Annotated in this window: 15 protein-coding genes; 7 read left to right on the forward strand and 8 right to left on the reverse strand. The window is 33.7% G+C overall.

The window, feature by feature from the left end; genetic code table 11:
* Positions 1–26: 26 nt before the first annotated feature.
* Together CGC64_RS04435 and CGC64_RS04440 are read right to left on the reverse strand one after the other, a co-directional pair.
* Positions 27–1136 (reverse strand): glycosyltransferase family 4 protein, encoded by a 1110-nt coding sequence (locus tag CGC64_RS04435; protein WP_005677011.1) that lies wholly within the window; start codon positions 1134–1136, stop codon positions 27–29.
* Between the two features lie 230 nt (positions 1137–1366).
* The gene (locus CGC64_RS04440; RefSeq protein ID WP_005677012.1) at positions 1367–2311 is read right to left on the reverse strand and encodes a hypothetical protein; all 945 of its coding nucleotides are present in this window, start codon (positions 2309–2311) and stop codon (positions 1367–1369) included.
* A 116-nt stretch (positions 2312–2427) separates the two neighbouring features.
* On the opposite strand from CGC64_RS04440, the gene CGC64_RS04445 reads away from it, so the two are divergent.
* The 7 genes from CGC64_RS04445 to CGC64_RS04475 are packed head-to-tail and all read left to right on the forward strand — an operon-like array spanning position 2428 to position 8866.
* The gene (locus CGC64_RS04445; protein WP_005677013.1) at positions 2428–3414 is read left to right on the forward strand and encodes a glycosyltransferase family 2 protein; all 987 of its coding nucleotides are present in this window, start codon (positions 2428–2430) and stop codon (positions 3412–3414) included.
* Between the two features lie 50 nt (positions 3415–3464).
* Positions 3465–4199, forward strand: a complete 735-nt coding sequence (locus tag CGC64_RS04450) for a glycosyltransferase family 32 protein (protein WP_005677014.1) — start codon at positions 3465–3467, stop codon at positions 4197–4199.
* Between the two features lie 56 nt (positions 4200–4255).
* Positions 4256–5188, forward strand: a complete 933-nt coding sequence (locus tag CGC64_RS04455; RefSeq protein WP_005677015.1) for a glycosyltransferase family 8 protein — start codon at positions 4256–4258, stop codon at positions 5186–5188.
* 58 nt (positions 5189–5246) lie between these two features.
* Entirely contained in the window at positions 5247–6125 is an 879-nt protein-coding gene (locus tag CGC64_RS04460) for a glycosyltransferase (RefSeq protein WP_005677016.1), read from the forward strand.
* 52 nt (positions 6126–6177) lie between these two features.
* Positions 6178–7287 (forward strand): DegT/DnrJ/EryC1/StrS family aminotransferase, encoded by a 1110-nt coding sequence (locus tag CGC64_RS04465; protein WP_005677017.1) that lies wholly within the window; start codon positions 6178–6180, stop codon positions 7285–7287.
* Positions 7288–7289: 2 nt separating this feature from the next.
* Positions 7290–7829, forward strand: a complete 540-nt coding sequence (locus CGC64_RS04470; RefSeq protein WP_005677018.1) for an acyltransferase — start codon at positions 7290–7292, stop codon at positions 7827–7829.
* Between the two features lie 44 nt (positions 7830–7873).
* A complete protein-coding gene (locus tag CGC64_RS04475; protein WP_005677019.1) occupies positions 7874–8866 on the forward strand; it encodes a glycosyltransferase in 993 nt (330 codons plus the stop codon).
* 75 nt (positions 8867–8941) lie between these two features.
* Here the strand turns inward: CGC64_RS04475 and CGC64_RS04480 are convergent, their stop codons facing one another.
* The 6 genes from CGC64_RS04480 to CGC64_RS04505 all read right to left on the reverse strand — a co-directional run bounded on the left by CGC64_RS04480 (position 8942) and on the right by CGC64_RS04505 (position 18346).
* The gene (locus CGC64_RS04480; RefSeq protein WP_005677020.1) at positions 8942–10285 is read right to left on the reverse strand and encodes a DUF6056 family protein; all 1344 of its coding nucleotides are present in this window, start codon (positions 10283–10285) and stop codon (positions 8942–8944) included.
* Between the two features lie 5 nt (positions 10286–10290).
* The gene (locus tag CGC64_RS04485) at positions 10291–11226 is read right to left on the reverse strand and encodes a glycosyltransferase family 2 protein (protein WP_005677021.1); all 936 of its coding nucleotides are present in this window, start codon (positions 11224–11226) and stop codon (positions 10291–10293) included.
* A gap of 304 nt (positions 11227–11530) precedes the next feature.
* A complete protein-coding gene (locus tag CGC64_RS04490; RefSeq protein ID WP_005677022.1) occupies positions 11531–12355 on the reverse strand; it encodes a hypothetical protein in 825 nt (274 codons plus the stop codon).
* A gap of 83 nt (positions 12356–12438) precedes the next feature.
* Positions 12439–13500 (reverse strand): hypothetical protein, encoded by a 1062-nt coding sequence (locus CGC64_RS04495; protein WP_005677023.1) that lies wholly within the window; start codon positions 13498–13500, stop codon positions 12439–12441.
* Positions 13493–15853 (reverse strand): hypothetical protein, encoded by a 2361-nt coding sequence (locus tag CGC64_RS04500; RefSeq protein WP_005677025.1) that lies wholly within the window; start codon positions 15851–15853, stop codon positions 13493–13495. Before CGC64_RS04500 ends, CGC64_RS04495 begins: the two co-directional genes overlap by 8 nt.
* Positions 15854–15868: 15 nt before the next feature.
* A complete protein-coding gene (locus CGC64_RS04505; protein ID WP_229066631.1) occupies positions 15869–18346 on the reverse strand; it encodes a hypothetical protein in 2478 nt (825 codons plus the stop codon).
* Between the last annotated feature and the right edge of the window lie 134 nt (positions 18347–18480).

An 18480-nucleotide genomic window follows, 5' to 3' on the forward strand; every position in this document is an offset into this window, starting at 1 on the left:
TTTAATGTTTAAGATTAAGTGAGAAGTTATTCCATATTCAACGCTTTTAAATACGTTTTCTGAGTTAGTGCGGTTGCTTTTTCCCATGAATAAAGTTTGAGACGCTCTCTCCCTCGCATGATGAGTTCTGTACGTTTTCTGTCATCGTATATAACTTCTTTGATGCTTTCAAGTATAGATGTTTCAGAATAAGGATCAAAGTATATTCCTGCATCTCCTGCAATTTCAGGAAAGCAACTTGTGTTACTTAGAGCCACAGGGCAATAACAAGCATAGGCTTCTAAAATAGGTATGCCGAATCCTTCATATAGTGACGGAAATACAAAAAGTTTAGCTCGACTGTATAACTCTGCAAGAGTTCTGTCAGTAGCTTTGATGTGTATTACTTTGTTTGAAATGTTTAGTTTGTCAAGTAGTTCTTTTTCTGATTGTTTAAATGGCATTCCTGTACATACTAGGAATAAATTTTCATCTTTAGTACTTAACTCTGAAAAAGCTTTAGCTAAGCGATTAAAGTTTTTGTAAGGAGTTCTGTCTCCGACAAAAAGTAAAAAAGAATCAGGTAATGTTAAGCGTTGTTTCCCAGTGAAAGGCTTCATACTAGTACTATGATAGATTACGTCTATTTTCTCAGGAGAAATATGTAATAATTGGATAATATCCTCTTTAGTGTTTTGGCTTATTGCTATAATGCGTTTTGCGTGAGTAATCACTTCTTTTTTATGTGCTATAATTTCGGAAGCATCGGAAAAGTATGAGGGGAATCTTTCATGAATCATATCATGTACGGTGATAACATATGGATTACTTCCAATATATTTTAGAAAATATGGATCGTAATAAGTTGGGTGAAAAAGATACTTATTGCTTTGTTGTAATAGATTTTTGCTTAATTCTTTGTTTTGGTTTTGACATTGTTTACGATAATGCTTAAAAATGAATCGGGGGAGCGGTATACGATGTTTGCCTAATCTGTAAGTCGTTAAATAATAATTTACAGAATAGCGAACTGCAATATCCTTTTTCATATTTAGTCTTCGCAATATTTCACAAAAGTAACGTGATATACCTCCAAATCGTTGAATATCAAAGATTTGATTATCATATAAAATGAATGGTTGGTGGCTTTGGCTCATACTGGATTTTCTTTGCTGATTTTATATGCAAAAGTATGAAATTTATCTTATTAATTTCTTTTATCTATCTTGATTTTGTATATCCTTATTGCATTTATTGAGACCACTGTGATTTTATTGAAAGTTGAGTAGTTTAATAGGTTGTTACGATTACAAGTAATTAATTACATATTTATAGGGGAATAGTTGCTCTTGTATAATCTGTGCTAATAATTTGGTAGGTTAGTGAATTACCAATAGCAACCATTCTCGATTTTCATCGCATTTATTGGAGTTTCCTCTTTTGAAGGTCTTATCCAATGTTCATTCATAAATTCTCCATATTCATCTTCCCAACGCTTTCCTTTAATCCCAAATAACATTTGAGTTGCTCCCCCCATGTGTATGGCTTTTTTCCCCATTCGCTTAACATGAGCTGCCAAAGGAAAACCATATGCCCCGCATCCTAAAATACAAATATCATAATTTGATTTATTAATTTCTGCTTTCATGTATTCAAAAGCATCAAACCAATCTTTAAATCCTTCATTACATACTCCACCAATGCCTTGCACAGCCTTTATCGTTTTTAAGTCAAAGTCAGGAAGGGTTTGGGGGTGTTTGTGAAGGAAGGCTCTTTTCTTATATTGTTTTTGTATAGAGTCTACAAATGGATGTACCACTAGCACTTTCTTCCCTTCTAGGGCACGTGACCACGGATTTTCGCTCCAATATGGGTTAAGATATTCTAGCCAGATTTTATATACATTTGATAATTCTTTTTCAAATCGACTTTCATCTTGTAACCACGATGCTAAAATATCGACTGAGGACATATCTTGTATCATTAGTTCGGAAAACCTTCTTAGATTTTTATCACTAATGGAGAAGAATCCTGCATTGTTAGACATTTGTTGTAATGTTGGTTTTGTCCACCACCATGGTTCGGCTTTTCCTCGGATATAGTTTAAGATATCCTTATTTCTTACCCCAAGATAATTAACGACACATCCTAATTCAACTGCGCCAAATCGTGCAATCATACAAGGCTTATCTGATAATAGTGTTTTATATATTATCTCCGATACGCGATTAGGGTCTTTATCATATTTTAGTGGCTTTAGAGCTGTTGGAGGAAAAAGCTTGATGTATCTTTTTCGTATGGAAGTTGGAAATCTTTGGCTGAATTTACTCATTTTATTTTAGCTTTGATAGTAACACGAGGCAAAGGTATGAAATTTATTCTATATTGCTCTTTGGGTGTTTCCAATTTTATATATCTTTGTTGCATTTATCAATAAGCCCCTTCTGTATGGAAAGTAATTATTTAGTGAGTGTTATTATACCTGTACATAATACAGCGCCTTATTTACATAAATGTGTGGAGTCTGTACGTAATCAATCCCTAAAGGAAATAGAGATTATTCTTGTTGAGAATATGTCGATAGATAATTCTGCTGAAATTTGTGATGAATATGCGAAGATTGACTCTCGAATAAAAGTAATCCATCTTCCTATTGCAGGTTTATGTATAGCTCGAAATGCTGGAATAGATGCTGCGACAGCTCCCTATATTGGGTTTGTAGATAGTGATGATTATATAGGGACTGATATGTTTAAAGATTTGGTTGAAGCAATGACTGAGAATGATGCAGATCTAACTTTTTGTAATTATTGTTATGAATATGAGGATGGACATATAGAATTGTTGGCTCCTAACTCTGGAAATAATATTCTTTGTGTAAAAGAAGAATTACTTCGGGATTTAATGTGGGAGAGAAAAAGTTGTGCAGTCTGGATAAGACTATTTAAAAGGGAACTGTTTACTTCCTTGAGATTCCCTGAAGGATTTGTCTATGAAGATCGTAGAAATATGCCTCGTTGGATTATGATGTGTGATAGAATTGTTTGGGTTGATAAAACTTATTATTATTATGTAGAACGTGCAAATAGTATTTGCCATACAATCTCCCCAGAGAATCGTTATCATTATATTCTATCTTGTTTTATTTGGTTAGACTTTATACACGAACAAGCATTATTTTCTGGCAGGGAATTGGTTGATGTGCAGACTGTGATACTTCGAAATGCTTTGATGCAGTTTAAACAGGCTTTGCAAAGGGTGAGGCCTAAAAACTTTAAAAATGAAATTGATGAGATACGAAAAGGCTTCAAACATTTATTGACATTTCCTAAAAATGAATTTGATGTTAGAGTCTATAAGCGAATAAGAAACATTGCTTATTATTGGCCAATTTACTATTGTGTACATTTTGCATTTAAAGAGTTGAAGCAGTAAATATAGACTGTTTTTTGGAATAATTATAACTTTTGTTTATATATAAATTTATGATACCTAAAGTCATTCATTATTGTTGGTTGAGCGATGAGCCTTATCCGGATGGGATTCTGGCATGTATATATAGTTGGAAGAAATATCTTCCAGATTATGAGTTTAAATTGTGGAACTTTAAGTGCTTCGATATTGATTCATCACAATGGGTAAAGACGGCCTTTTATGCAGGTAAGTATGCCTTTGCTTCAGACTATATTCGTGCATATGCTTTGTATAATTATGGGGGAATTTATTTAGATTGTGACGTAGAAGTCCTAAAATCTTTTGATGATTTGTTGCATTTGCCTTATTTTATAGGAAAAGAAAAGAGTGAGAGTGTTATTGAAGCTGCTACTATCGGGTTTGAGAAGGGGCATCCATTGATGAAATATTTATTAGATTATTATCAAGATAGACCATTCTATGTTAAAGGTAACCATGAATATAACTGGGATTTTGATATTCAAGTTATGCCTTTAATTATGCTAAATATAATAAATCAGCATTTTACTTTAAAAGAAATTCAGAAAGTTGATGAGTTTGATTTCTCTCCTGAGGTTATATCTATTTTTCCTGTAGACTATTTTAGTCCCAAAACATTTGATACTCGTGAATTGGAAGTAACTCCGCGAACATATTCTATTCATCATTTCTCAGGTTCTTGGCTCAAAGATTCTAAGAAAAAAATGAGAAAGTTTAAGTGGTATCGTTTTTTGGGATTCTTTTTTAAGAAATACCGTATGTCATAAAAGCGTTTTAAGAAGTTGTAAGATTAAGAAGATAAGTTGTAAAGTAATTTTGTGATATGAAGAATATAATATGTGGTATCGATGATCAGTATTGTCAACATTGTGGAGCTATGTTGCTATCTTTATTTGAGTCTAATCCGGGGGCTATTACAATATATGTTTTATCATTAGAACTATCAGAGAAAAGCAAAAACTTATTGAAGGAGTTGGTGGATAGTTATCAAAAACAAATTCATTTTATAGATATACCTTCAGAGCTAGTATTAAATTTTCCAATGAAATCAACCGATTATCCTTCTTTGGCAACTTATTTGCGTTTGTTTATCCCTCAGCTGTTACCTTTTGAAGTTGACAAGGCTTTATATGTTGATTCAGATATTATTTTTAAAAAAGATATCTCTGCTTTATATGATTCTGATATAACAAATTATGCTTTAGCTGGCATGGAGGATGCTCCAAATCAGAATGCTTTAAGATTGGGATTTCCAGAATCGGATTTGTACTTTAATGCAGGATTTGTGTTGTTGAATGTGAAATATCTGCGTGATATGGATTTCACGAATAAGGCGATGGCGTATATTCGTGATTGTCGAGAGAAAATTGTCCTTCATGATCAGGATGTTCTGAATGCATTACTTCATGGGAAAGTACTGTTTGTGCCAATCAAATGGAATATGTTGGATTGCTTTTATAGAAAACCACCTTTTATTGCGAAGAAATATATGCGAGAACTGCATGAAAATCTAGACTCTCCAGCGGTGATACATTTTTCTGGTCCTTTAAAACCTTGGCATCATGGATGCCCGCATCCTTTGAGAAAGGAATACTTTAACTATTCAAGAAAGCTTTCATGGGGATGTCAAAGCCCCGATTATTACTATGTTTTTAGCGCTTTTAAGTTTCCTGTTAGTTTGTTTATATGGCTTGGCTGCACTTTGGAGAAAGCCGAGAGACTAGACAGAAAAATCCGTTTTAAAAAGAAGAGATGATTTTGTCAAATTTGGTGCGAATTGTTTTATAAAGTAGGATTTGTAAGTTATATTAAGTATGTTGTCAATCATTATATGTTCAATTTCTTTAAAATATTTAGAGGCGTTAGAAGCTAATATACGAAAAACAATTGGCATCAGTCATGAAATTATTGCTGTTGATAATCGTGAGAAACGATGGCCGATAGCAAAAGTTTATAATTATGGTGCACAAAAAGCTAAGTATCCTTATCTGTTTTTTGTTCATGAGGATGTTAATTTTCATTCTAACGGTTGGGGGGAAGTAATTGTGAATAAGCTTGCAGAACCAGATTGTGGGGTTATAGGTTTTGGAGGTTCTAAAGTTAAATTATCTAGTTACTCTGGGTGGTATCAGTGCGGTGAATGTACGGTTAATTACTTTTATCAGAACCTTCATAATGGGTTGACTGCATTTCGTGCCTCTAATACATATTTAGAACGTTCTTTTGAGGAAGTTATAGTATTGGATGGGTTGGGGCTATTTGTTAGGAAAGATGTTTGGAAACAATATCCATTTGATGAAGAACTATTAACAGGATTTCATTGTTATGATATTGATTTTACTCTACAAATCGCACATGCTCATTTTAAAAATTATGTGTGTTGTTCAAACCAGGTTCTAATTGAACATTTTTCTATGGGAAGTATGGATGAAAAATGGTTCTCCGCTACTATTTGTTTACATAAAAAATGGAAATATTTATTACCTATAAAAACTAATGATGTTAATATCTCTGATAAGCGTTTGATGCGTTATGAGGAAAAAATTTCTTATGATTTTTTACATAGAATTTTAAGAACGAATTGTAGCCGATCAGATAAAAGAAAGGTATTATATGAATTTTGGTCTCGTCCTTTTTCTTGGAAACATCTTTTACATTGTATTGGTTGCACATTCAAATACTTAAAAAGATAGTTGCATATTGCATAGGTCTTTTATTGTTTACATTAAATTGAGAAATGTATTTATGGAAAAAAAACAAATAACAGTAACATCTCCTTTGTTGCCACCACTTGATGAGTTTGTTGAATACTTGCGTGATGTTTGGAATAGGAAGTGGATTACTAATAATGGATATTATCATCAAGAACTAGAAAAAGCCCTTTGTACTTATTTAGGTATTGAGTACATTTCTGTTTTTACTAATGGAACACTTCCACTTATTGCTGCTTTACAAGCTTTACGTATATCGGGAGAAGTAATTACTACCCCGTATAGTTTTGTAGCTACGACTCATTCTATTTGGTGGAATGGTATTAAGCCAGTTTTTGTTGATATAGATCCACGAACAGGAAATTTGAATCCGGACTGTATAGAGGCAGCTATCACGCCATATACAACTGCAATTATGCCAGTTCATGTATATGGTATGCCTTGTGATACAAAGCGAATACAAAATATTGCGGATAAATATGGATTGAAAGTAATTTATGATGCAGCGCACGCTTTTGGTGTAAAGGTTGATGGGGAGTCTATTTTGAATGCAGGTGATATCAGTACGCTTAGTTTTCATGCAACTAAGACTTATAATACTATAGAAGGAGGTGCATTAATATGTCATAGTACTCACATGAAGCAACGGATAGATTATTTAAAGAACTTTGGCTTTGCAGATGAGACGACAATTGTAGCACCTGGTATTAATGCTAAAATGGATGAAATCCGTGCTGCATATGGGATTTTAAATTTAAAATATATTGATGCAGCAATTGAATCAAGACATCGGGTTGCACTTCGATATCGTGAAGCTTTATATGATGTTGAGGGTATTTCATTTTTTGAAGATATTCCAGGTGTGCGGCATAATTATTCTTATTTTCCAATATTTGTAGATGCAAATAAGTATGGAATGTCACGAGATGAGCTTTATTTTAAAATGAAGGCTGCGAATATATTAGGACGACGTTATTTTTATCCTCTTATAAGCACTTTTTCTACTTATCGAGGGTTACCTTCTGCTTCTTCTGCAAATTTACCAGTTGCTACACGTATGGCACAAGAGGTTATTTGCTTGCCGATACATCACGAGCTCAGTAATGATGATGTAAATCATGTAATATCCATTATTTGTAAATAATCATGTGTACCTCTTTTTATACAAATGATGAGCTATTGGATTTAGGCTTTCAATGTGTTGGCTCCCACGTACTTATAAGTCGTAAAGCTTCGCTTTATGGTACCAAAGGAATGCAAATTGGTGATAATGTACGAATAGATGATTTTTGTATTTTGTCAGGTGAGATAACTCTAGGTTCAAATATTCATATCGGTGCATATTCGGCTCTTTATGGAAGTATGGGGATTGAATTGGAAAATAATACTGGAATTTCTCCACGTTCTACACTTTTTAGTGCAATGGATGATTTTGGAGGAGATTTTATGATAGGACCTATTCATCCTCAAAAATTTACACATGTGACTGGAGGGCGGATTTTATTAAAACAGTATTCACAGATAGGAGTGAATTGTATTGTATTTCCTAATGTTACGCTTGAAGAGGGTAGTGTTGCAGGAGCTATGTCTTTAATAAATAAATCTCTTCCTGCATGGACAATATCCGCTGGTATACCTGCGCGTGTTATTCGTGAACGTTCTCGAATGTTGTTAAGTTTAAAGTAATTTTTCTGTTTGGCTATAAACTGGTTTATTAATAATATAATTAAATGGAAACAATTTTTTCAGATAGTAAAATGGATATAAAACCTTTGGTTTCAGTATGCATGATAACATATAATCAATCTTTGTATATTAAGCAGGCGATTGAGGGAGTACTTATGCAAGAAACAGATTTTCCATTTGAATTCATTATTAGTGATGATTGTAGTACAGATAGTACACGCAAGATATGTCAATACTACAAAGAACTGTATCCTGATAAAATAACACTTTTACTTCCTGAAAAGAATTTGGGAATAAGTGATAATTTTTACACTACCTTATTTAGTGCTACAGGAAAATATATTGCATTTTGTGAAGGTGATGATTATTGGATTGATTCACATAAACTACAGAAGCAAGTTGCCTATTTGGAAACTCATCCCAACGTAGGTTGCGTGTATACTGATTTTAATCGATTGTGGCAAGCTAATGGCTTCCTTGAATGCTCTGTATTTCATACTAATTCAAAATGGTTTCCCTTGCATAGCGATTTAGCTACATTTGTTTGTACTCCCTCATATTTAGCTCCTTGTACATGGATGTTTCGTAAAGAATTGTTAGTTAAACCTTCTTTTGAATCGGTTGATTCAACATTTGTGCTATTTGCTCATATGCTTTCAAAAACTGATATCTATTTTTTACCTGATACTACAAGCGTATATCGTCTCTTACCAGAGAGTGCTAGTCATTCGAATTCTTTAGAAAAAACATATATGAGAGTGTCAGGATTGTATACAGCTCAAATGGAATTGGTAAAGTTATATAATCTTCCAATGAATATAAAAGAAGAAATAGATGAGAAGTATTATTTAACTTATTTGAGACTTTTGGCTGCTTTTGGAGATAAAGATGTTATAATTGAGATGAGACGGGCATTGCGAGGAAAACGATTGAGCTTTTATCAATATTTTCGGTTGCAGGTGGCGCGTACTCAGTTAGGGCGTAAGATAATACGAATACTTTATAAATTCTATTTTCATAAATATCAGCGTCTATGAGAAGATACTCTTATTGGGATAGCTAACTTATGTTAGATCTGAGGAAGAATCAATTTTTAAACTTTAATGTTTAATTCATTCTAAATCAATTTTATTTGTTTGTATAATTTTCATCTGCTTTTTATTACCTGTGTAATAGACAGATATACACGATGTCTCCCAATCTAAATATTCTCCGAATCTCCAAACATATGGGTCTAGCCACCATGAGAAGGTTTTTCGTTCATAATTGACTTCACCACTATCTGATTGTATGTAAGTTTTGATTAGGTTTTGGTATTGTATGTAGGTTTGTTTTGACTTAGGAACAACGTAGGCCATATGTATTATAGTTAATGCAGCAATTATGTTGGAAACTTTTTTAAACCATGAAGAAGAACTTGTTACAAAGGAGCTGATACTTTTTATGAAAAGTATAATAGAAAATAATTCTATTCCAAATAATTGCCGTGCATTTCGATAGCCAATGAATAAACTAAAAGCGCAGTTGATAAAGATTATGTAAAAATAGAATTGATTGTCATAGATAAATTTTCTAAAGATGTGTGTATTGTATTTTTTTTCATATAGTAGCATGCCCCCAAGTAAAAAGAAAAGAATATAGAATGCTTTGAGCTGACTAGCCAAGGCAAGACATGTCTCCCAAATAGAAACGTGGTCTAGTAATGCTCGATCACGGGCTGCTGGGGATAGGCATACTAACAATGTTCCAATCCAAAAGCCAACCATCATGCTGATTTCTGCCTTTTTTGTTTTTTGTTTTTTATAGTGTAAGCAGTAATTGAGAAATAAGGCTCCAGAGATACCTATAACTAATGCTTCATGCGTCCAGCTTGTAATAATGCTAAATAGAAATAAAAATATAGTAGCTGGCCAATGGATATTTTGGGCATGTTTTACTTTGCAATAGACGAAAAGAAAAAATAGGCAAAGAAGTGCACTCCAAACATAGTTAATAGCGCATACCATTGGTAAAAGAATATCAGCTGGATGAGGTAATAAGAACCATACAGAAGAAATCCCTATCGTCCAATAAGGAAAACTGAATATATTTTTTTTGTTTGATAATCTGATTATTAGCGCTGTGAGTAATAAGAAGAATAATACATTAATCCAATTGAACCATTCTTTTCCTAAAATACCTGCGAACCCCTGTTCAATGATATGGGGAATTGTACGCCCATTAACAAAAAAATAATGATTATATTGCGAATGTATAATGTCTGATGTTGATAATATCTTCTGCTCAAAGCCTATAAATGTTCCTTCAAAAAAGGATTTAGCTGCCTTTGGTGTTAAAAAAAAAGAATACAAATAGTCGTCAGATATCCATGGTGTATACAAATTTATTAGATAGAATAGAATACCAACTATCGAGAGAAATAAACTGATTTTTAGCAGTGGTGTTTTTTTATACATTCTATTTATTGCTTTGTCCCATTATACTCTCTTGCAATGTATGCTGGGCGGTTTTTTGTTTCGTTAAAGATTCGTCCAATATATTCACCTATAACACCTAAAGATAGTAGTTGTATTCCTCCTAAAAAGAGAATCGTGACTAATAGTGTTGGAAATCCTTGTACTTTTTCTCCCCAAATTAATGTTTTTATCATGACAATACACATATAAATAAAAGCGATCAATGATATAATGATTCCAGCAAAAGTCGAAATACGTAAAGGGGCTATGGTAAAAGAAGTTATCCCTTCCATAGCTAGACTCAGTAGACTGAAGAAGTTGAATGAAGAGTTACCTGCAATGCGATTCTCCTGCTCAAATTTAATTTCTTTTTTACGAAAGCCAATCCAACAATACATGCCTTTAGTATATCGTTGACTCTCGCGAAGCTTTTTTAGTGCATTGATACAACATCGATCTAATAATCTAAAATCTCCTACATTCGTGAGAATTTTAATACGTGTAGTTTTTTGCAGCAATTTATAAAACAGTAAAGATAAATGTTTACGTATTAAGCTTTCCTTACCTCGGGTTATACGTTTCGCATATACGTCTTCATAACCTTCTTCCCAATATCTTAGCATTTCTGGAATCAGATAAGGAGGATGCTGTAAGTCGGCGTCCATAATAATTACACAATCTCCTGTTGCGTAATCAAAACCTGCTAGCATTGCGGATTCTTTTCCAAAATTTCGAGATAGATCAACAAAGTTTATTCTATTATCTTGTTGTCTCAAAGATTTTATGATTTCTAATGTTTTATCATAACTACCATCATTGATAAATAAAATCTCCCATTCATATTGTGAATGAGTCTCCATCACTTCTTTCATTTTTAAATATAATTCTGGTAGAGAAAGTTCTTCATTATAGGCTGGTATAAGAACACTGATTTTACTCATATCTTTTTATTTGAAAAGAGGTTGTAGGTATAACAAAAATAGATACATAAACAATATTTGATCGTCTGAGCATACCTGACTTCATGTATCAATATTTAACAGAGGACGTTTGTAGAATGATTTTTTCATAAACATTTTTCTGACGTTTAGGTATATAATGTTGCAATATTATGAATAATATATTATAAAAACAAGAAAAGCCTGATTAAATATGATAAATAGCTAATAATAACTGAGACTGTTATTTTCAATTTATTTTTTAAGTTTGAGCATAAAAGGGCCAGTTAATAATTTTAGATTTTCCTTATTGGGGCTCCGCATAGAGCTGATATTCATTAAACCTTTCATTCTTGATTAATACGATCCTTGATTTTGGAGTAATCCATATACATAGAGGATAGGTGTTTTCTTCTTTATACACGAATAACTCTTCGCGTTTTTTGAGGAGAATATCATCCGTTTCGTCATAAATAGGAGTTGTATTATATAGCGAATTTATATAGTCAGTGAGTATTTTTTTACTTCGTATAAGAAAGGCGGGTCTGTCGTTCTTTTCCTTGTCGCGAAGATACACGGATACAGAAGGGATTCCTTGATGCATATCCTCATACGTGATAAATTCATAATCGTTTAAAACATCTTCGTATCCTGTCGCATGTCCGATAGAGCCTTTTATGTCTTTCCAATTATAGCAAAGAAAATCTTTAGTGTTCGTAATCTCTATTTCTACGGTGTCACTGCTGATTACTTCTTTGTTTTTGTATCCTGACACATACGCTTTGTATTTTCCCGGGCTATAAAAAGAATGAGACCATTGACGTATGAAATTGGCGCTACCTTCTGTATGTTTGAATATTTTCAGGCTACCGTCTAAATTAGAAACTTTCCACGTGATTGAATCGTAAATGTCGAATAGAGAAAACATAATGAAATAATCATTGGGAAATAAGCCAAAAACGGCATAATCGAAAATGTTTTTCCGTGTGTCTTCTATCTCTAATTTTAACGGAATGATTTTCTCCGTATTATTTTCCTCCTCGTCGTTTATCTCAGGAAATGTGCTGTTGTCCGTATCTGAGCATGACGAGATAAATAATAAAATGAACAAAACATTAAGTAGATTTTTCATAATGGCGTTTAGTTTAGTGTGTTAATAATCTAGTTTGTGGTGCGTAATTCCCAATATAAAAATATGAGGATATACTTTATTGATTATGTTGAATGTTCTGCGAGCAGTTGCTTCAGACCATTTTTAAAGTTGTCTAATGCATAATTTGTACTTTTGAGTGCTTCAAGGAATTTTTCATACATTTCTTTATCGGTTTCTTCTGCTTTATTTCTCATATAAAGACAAAACTTCTTTTCAAGTTCTTCGGTAGTGTTTGTCAAGTCACTCAAAAGGCGTAATACTTTGCGATTTGAAATTGTTATTTTAATTTGGTCGCAGGATATAATTAGGAACACAATCAGTGAATGAAATGAGGTATCTGGTTTGTAATTCCTGTGCTGATTGTAGTATATATATATCTTGTCGAAAGCACTACTTGTTTTCATGACAATATCATACACGCATTGGTCCCGCTCTGCAGATTCCGGAAATGAGGTAGAGGAGAAGTTACAAAGAGTGCTTAATAAATGCAACAGAAACATGATCTTTGACTGTCCTTCCACTTCTATCAATTGTTTTTCTAATTGATCAGCTTGTTCTTTTGTCGCTTTTTTAATTTTGGTATCAAATTCGTTTTTGTCTTCCTCAAATATTTTTTTATAGTAGTTTCCTGACTTTTGGAGCTCTCGTTTCTCGAATTCTCTCTTCTTGAAATCAATAAGGCTGAGAAACATTGGCAGCCCGATGCTTATGATTCCCATGAGTACTGCCCAAACGGTTATCCATAGGTTTAAATTATTCATTTCTCTGGATAGACGGGTGTCAGCAACTGTTTGGATTTCTCCGAGTTTCATTGAATAATGTTTGTCTATTTGTTTGATAATGGATTCTAAAAGTATGGCAGTAACATTTGAGTCTGTTTTTTGTATGAGTGGCAAGTCGATGACAACATCTTTTGTCAAGGAATCAAACTTCTTGGCACATGCTTTATTGTGTTCGTTTATCTTATAACTAATGTTGAATAAAGCACAAATAAAGATACCCAACACTATTATAACAATGCATATATTAAATCGTTTGATAGCTGAAATCTCCCAATGGAATTTTTCATATTCAATTTTATCTTTATCGTTTTCTACCTTTTGTATATCTTTATTTTCACTCATCGTTTCTCTCGTTTAAATTGAATACTAAGTTACTTATCTCAAAGTTACTGTCGGGCGCAGCTTCTTTATGTGGTAATAGCGAATGGAACATAAAGTATTTGCGATAGTCATTTTTATGAAACTCTTTGATCTCGTCGGTGATACTTTTAAATACAAGTTCGTCATGCGTAAAGATGACAAGCTGTAATTTACTTCCGATTTTGTCCGGTTGTTCGCTATTATCTTTCCCGTTTTCGAAAATGCTCTTGTATGCTGTAAGTATTGCTTTAACAAAATGCTTAATGTTTCTCCTGTTGTGGAAATCGCTAGCATAAAAGATGTCATCCAGCATAATAGGCAATTTTACTTTGAGTTTCTCCATCACGGCAAATGAGAACGCCATATTCAGGATTGTGTTGAAAAGGTGGAATCTGAAAGTGTTGAAGTGCTTTTTTACCGAGATAGTGCTTCCGCTTGTCTTGTCTTGTATCATACAAGCTAGATATTTGTTCTCTTTTGAATCTGTAGCAGGAGTATATTTACCATTTTCTTCTTTGATTAACATATTGTCCCAAGTCCAGATAAGTTCTTCGTCTTCACTGAGGAAGTGTGACATTATATTTTGTATAATGTCTCTGTTGATTCTGCTCACTTCCTCTTGTAATTTGGATGATATCTTCTTGTTTATGATTTTATAAATCTGGTATGCATCCTGCTTAATACATTGAATGAGATTGTATTGACTGATTCTGTCCTGATATTCTTTTTGAGCCAACTCTAAGGCATGGATTTCTTTTGCTAATTGGTCGTTTTCTTTTACTCTGTTGATTAACTCTTTTGACGAATATGTGTTATATGTTTCGATGATTTTCGACAATTGTAATGCACCGATAAGTTCATTCCTTTCTTTTTCCCATTTGGGCAGAGTGGGAATCAGTTCCATTGTGATGAAGGAGAGGATTTCCCTGCAATTATTTTTCAAAGCGTTCAAGCCGCTTATTGTTATGGGAACTGCGTTATCTTTATCTTTCTGTATATGATCGATTACATTGTAGAAGTCATCGTCTATTTGTTTTAATATGTTATGGATGTATTCGTCTTTAAACCTTAAGTTTTGGAGAGGAAGACTGTCTTTTATATATTTTATTTCCGCATCAATCTTTTCCCGGAGTTCGTGTATGTTATTAAGTGCTCTGACCAGATTATCCAGTTGGGTGATTATCTTCCTTTCGCTGTTTACTCCTATAGGAGTTGTATCAGAAATGTTCTTCTTGCCTGTCGACAGTGTGAATTCTGAAATAATACTTGCAAGGTGAATGATTTTATTTGCATGCTCTATGGTTTTATTGACATCCGGCATTGTTAAAACCTCAGGAAGATTGTAGAGGAAATTTTTCAAAGATTGCTCTCCGGGTTTTAAATTCATTAAAAAGTCGATATGCGTGAAGAATTCATTATTCCTTTTGATAGTGTCCCGTTTGGCATCAATCTCTTCGCTACTGATATTCTCCTCTACTTTGATATTAGACTGGTAAATGGCAAGCTTATAGACTAACCTGTTGAGCCAATTCAATTCGCCCATATCCAGCGCGTTGGCTATTTGCATTCTCAAGGAGTCGTGGCCGCCATGTTCAATCTTCATTTGCCCCAGGCGTATTACTTCATATTCAGAGATAAAAAAGCCATATTTGAGGCAATTGGATAGTACTCCTTGTTCCGCTTGTAGGGGTATTTCATTCGTAAATTCTTTTTGGGAACCATTTACCCACATTTTTACGTTTACATCATTACATGTCCAATTAGACATATATCTCTTAAATTTACCGGCTTCTGTATCTTCTCTTTTGCCATAGTCGCGTAAACGTGCTTCACCGATTTCTTTTCTGTATATATATTCGATGCCTTGGTATACGGAACTTTTTCCTACTCCGTTTACTCCCAGTATAATGGCTGAACAAGGGTTTTCATCCTCCGGAGAATATTTGAAAGATACTCCGTAAGGATATTGGTTATCTCCTTTTCCCGGAAATTTGCGGAAGTTCTCAAAAGAGATTTTGGCGATTCTAAAGTCTTCATTGATTAGTTCCGGGTTAAACACTGCTTCCCAATCGATATTTATATCTTTTTCTTCGTCGATAAAACAGGAATTTCTGTCATATACAGGATCGAATGTACTACTGTCAGCAGTATCTGCCTTATCTTCTTCTCTATTTGCCGGTTTGCCGAATATACGTTTGCAAATTTTGTTTATAACAAGAAATTCATTCCCTCCTTTTCCGATAGTATAATTTAAAAATAAATGTTTTACCAATCTGTTTTGGGGAATCTTTTTCATTAATTCGGTCAGTAGTTTTTCATAGTTTTTTTGTGCCATATATCAAGAAATATATTAGTAAAAGTAAAAACTCTTTTCGAAGATATTTTTGCAGATTTGTTGCAGAATATCATTTCTCAAGCTTTCTTTTTTTAAAACAAAATCATAAAGTCTTTTGATGTTGTTGTCTTCTAATTCTGTTTGGATAATATCATTATTCTTAAGCATGGGAATTTCTGATCTAATTGTGCTATATGCTGAACATAATAGAATTGCCAATTGGAATTTTCCATCGAGCTCTTTGTCAAAAGCAAAGGCCTTTCCTTCTTGCTCTTTCTGTAATATAGTTGCCCAATATTTATTGTTCTCATTTCCTGGCTCTTCTGTCAATTTGTTTATTTTTGTCAATAAGTTGTTGTCCAAATCTCTGTAATTCTTAATGTATTCATAAAGAAATTTATAACATTCGGAACTACTGTAATCATTGCTTGTATTGTGAAATTCTGTCATGCACTTTTCAAACCTACTTTTCCAAAGCTTTAGTAGTTCTATCTGAATTTCCTTAGTCTCTTCTTTGCTTAATCCGAATAAAGAGAGTTTGAAAATATAGTTTTTCATTTCATAAAATGTATCGAGTATGCGTGCAAAGGCAGAGGACAGTTCATTATAAGCGTTTTCGAAGCTATGTGGATAATATATATGCTCTGTTATACATCCTGATATTTCGTAGCTGTCGTAGCTTTCTTTCATATAATCGTGATCAATCAGCCAACGTGTAATCGGGATACATTGGTTTTGTTTCTGATCGGGCGCTATTGCAGCACAATACATTGGCATATCATCCTTGACGGGCATCAGATATCTTTTGAAAGAATAGTCCGATAATCCATATAGTTCTTTGTTGTCAAGTGAATTGGTCAGGGCCTGCAAGAGATATGTTTCCAAAATAGTCTTTGGTACGGAAGATACACTAAGTTTCTTTTTCAGTTGTACAATAAGTGAGAGACTTAAGTTTATCATTTCGATAAACTTAGGAATCCTTTCTCCGGAGCGGAACATACGTGTCCACATCGATTTACGTTCAGGGGAAGATAACTTGATATATTTAGGCACTACACTCCCTTCATCAATTTGCGCATCCATGGCTATATGTAAATCTTTTTCAAAGTCGATGTCGGTCTTATGTACAAGGATATTGTTGTATAATCCCCGGTAGGTGATGCCATATCTGAGGCGGGCGTACTTGTTGGACGCTGTCTGATTTCTGCTCGCATTGTCTATCAATTCATGTTGGCAGAAAAAATGCCAGGAGACAAACTCATTGATAGCGGTAGAACCTGCGAACTTTCCCGATAATGCTTGGGAAAATGAGTTAACATAGTTGGCAGGGATAACCATTTCTTCAAGTCCATTGACATAGATAGGACTATAATCAATGAATAAAGGAGTCATGATGTCATTGCTCTTAAACCAAGTTTCTATACAAGGGTATAGTTCTTCTGCCAATTCGTATCCGATTAAAAAGCGTATGTCTTTGGGGTCAAGATGTTGGCTGGTGGCGTTGACGGACAAAAGGAAGTTGTCTAATGCCTTTTTGTTTTTGATATATAAATTAATAGACAGCAAGTAATTTATCCATATAACCAAACTTCTTTCTGTCTGATAGACAATATATTCTTCGTCCTCGTTGTTAGCTTCTAAATCAAGAAGATGAGATACACGATTGTAAACCTTTCTGTATAAATCTTTGTGCTGATCGGGAAGGAATAAATCAAATTTACTTAGTGCATCCGTTGTTAATGGATAGGGAGAGAAAGGCACAATTCTGAGTTCATTCCGGGTCTCGTTAAGGAAAAATCTTATTTTGCTGAATTCTGGATCTGTAGACTGTGCATTTCTTTTGTTTATAGGATAAAACAATATTGTCCAACTTTTTCTTGTTGCATTCTCTCCGTTTTCCAATAGAACAGGTTCGTCCAATGAATAAATTTGTGCTTCGGGGAAGTTCTCTTCCAGTGCAGTTTGTATTTTATTTTCGTCGAACTCTCCTGGATGATATATGATAGGGAATTCTAAATCATAAGGTCCTCCTTTAAGGAATGCTGACATTTCATAATTGACGAATGTGACTGCTTGCTGCTCATTTCCGGTCCGGAAGTACATATTGATATTTAGGTTTTCCAGTCTGTTGTTTTCTAAGAGAAAAAGGGTAGCGTTTTTTATATTGATCTTGTTACATTCATTCGCATTTTCAGATTGAGAAATATTGTTTAAATTTTTTATAAGTGTCTCTATCTTTTTGAATGTGCTTCCATAGAACACACTGTCGTCAATTAGTAAATAATTATGCTTTGGGGGCATTTGTGCAAAATGAAAAGGCAGAGCATGTTCTGTTATTACTTTATCCCAGATCGAAGGAGAAAACGTCTTGCTTTCCCGAAGGATGACGTCAATTAAACGGGGGCACTTACGTGCTATAGCCACAATATAGTCATATTGTGGCGCTGTCAAGAGACTTAACCATTTCATGGCTTCTTCTCCAAAAGTTCCCATAAACGCAGACCTAACCATTTTTCTGTAATCCTGTTGCTTTTCTAATCAAAATGATTCCAAAGTTACAATAAATTTGTATATTCTCGTATATTTCATGGTATTTTATTTTTTTTCAAGAGAATTATTGGGCATGC

The organism is Bacteroides caccae (assembly GCF_002222615.2).
Lineage (GTDB): Bacteria > Bacteroidota > Bacteroidia > Bacteroidales > Bacteroidaceae > Bacteroides > Bacteroides caccae.